This is a genomic window from Fictibacillus aquaticus (genome assembly GCF_002245695.1).
Lineage (GTDB): Bacteria > Bacillota > Bacilli > Bacillales > Fictibacillaceae > Fictibacillus > Fictibacillus aquaticus.
In genome coordinates this window covers 1-1,910 of record NZ_NOII01000036.1, presented here as the reverse complement: position 1 = coordinate 1,910, position 1,910 = coordinate 1, and the positions used below count along the sequence as shown (strand labels likewise).

General features: G+C 35.3%; 2 protein-coding genes. Both read right to left on the bottom strand.

The window, feature by feature from the left end:
• Nucleotides 1–91: 91 nt before the first annotated feature.
• Complete coding sequence (locus CGZ90_RS18900; protein ID WP_094254065.1) at nt 92–667, bottom strand: GNAT family N-acetyltransferase; 576 nt, start codon at nt 665–667, stop codon at nt 92–94.
• A 78-nt stretch (nt 668–745) separates the two neighbouring features.
• The gene (locus CGZ90_RS18895) at nt 746–1,816 is read right to left on the bottom strand and encodes an IS1595 family transposase (protein ID WP_094254064.1); all 1,071 of its coding nucleotides are present in this window, start codon (nt 1,814–1,816) and stop codon (nt 746–748) included.
• Between the last annotated feature and the right edge of the window lie 94 nt (nt 1,817–1,910).

Here is a 1,910-nt window from a genome sequence, read left to right as displayed (position 1 = left end):
CGCTGTGTTAGTGTTTAATGTTGATTTGTTACAATTAAATTAGGCTGCCATTAATGACAGCCTAACTGTTTTTATTAAACTAACGCTCCCGTTAGTCCAATAACTCCATTTTTAAATAATCTTCCTGAAGAAGCCCATAGACAGCACAATCCTTATAAAGATTCTTGGCATTGCGAATCATATGTTTTAAGGTTCCTTCTTGTTCCATTCCAACTTTACGCATAATCTTTCCAGAGGCTGGATTATCAGTATTATGTGCTGCTGATATTTTGTGAATATTCATATGTCTAAAGCCAAATTCAATTACAGCTCTTAATGCCTCAGTTCCATACCCCTTATTCCACCATTTATAACCGATTGAATAGCCTACTTCACAATTCTCAGTCATGCTATCAAAATTAAAGAGATCAATAGCTCCAATCAATTCACCACTTGCTTTCAGCTCTATACCCCAATAACAGAACTCTTGTGTATCATACTTACCTAAGATTTCTTTTACCCTCTCAATTGTTTCCGATACAGACTTGTGTGCTCCTTTTATAAGATTATCCATTACGCGATCATCTGAAAGCCAATGGTCAAATATAGCTTGAGCATCTGAAAGCTCAATCTTCCTCAGAACTAATCGATCCGTTTCTAATGTTGGTGTACCAGAATAATAAATCATTTTCTCACCTACCTAACTAAATCTTATCAATCATATCCTTCTTTAACTAAACTCCCGTTAGTTGAACAAGAAATATGTTTACATCGCTAATCTAGATAACCTAAGTGTATCATACGTTTCCAAATTTGGGATTAAATTCCCTTTAATGATCAAATCTTTTATATTAACGTCATTTCTTTGGTGATGAATGGCTTCTAGTACTTGGAACCATGTAAGATAATGATTTAGATACTTCGTTGCAACACCCTTAAATCGTTGTATCCATCCTTTTAGTCTACTGTGATAGCTGTTGACGTTCTGGATGTGATAAATCCCTCTAGTACGGATTTTACCATCTGATTTGAATTGATGAATAACCATGCCCTTTTCAGTAGCATAGGTTTTAAAGGCACGCCAAGAATCGGTACATAAGACGTTTTTAATAGAAAGTTTATGACCGATAGCTTTATCTAATTGTTCTTTTGTTAATCGACCCATTCCTAATGCTTGAGAAAAGGTTATTTTATCCCGATCCCTTGCCACTAATACACAGACTTGTTCATTACTTATTCCACGTTTTTTGGCAACTCCACCTCGTTCCCGAGGTTCTCTGTCTTTAATATCTCTAGACCCTTTTTGAGAGTAAAGAAAATAAGTCTCGTCCATTTCCACAATACCTTGAAAATCAGAGATTTCCATTTTACTTAATGAAGATAGTAGCTTATGTCTCCAGTAAAATAAAGTAACGTAAGAAATATCATCTGAATCATCATCTGAATTATTAACATTCATTAGTTCTGCTGCTTTACGTAGGGAGTATCCATCTATCATACATTCTACGAACTTGACCCATTTATTTAGACGACGAGTTCGGTACAAAGTGGTATTTGTAAGATCAGTAAACGTCTTTTTACAAGCTTTACAAAGGTATCGTTGCTTTTCAACTTCTTCACCATCAACGATGGTAGTGTATTTACCATTTTGAACAATATGCTCAGATTCGCAATGCGGGCAGTGGTAGCCTTCCTTGTTCTTACGTTCCGAGATTTCATCTAACACATTTCCTGTTGAGGAGGACGCAGTAAGAGAATCAATCAAATACGCACGTAAACGATGTTTGTCTCCTGGATTAAGATCTTGAATAGCTTTAATAATATCTCTAACTTTCACTGATTACACCTACTTTGCACCGTCTTTTACTAACATTATAGAACAAAAGTTCGTATAATTGCAAATATCAACAATGAATACTAACACAGCTTTG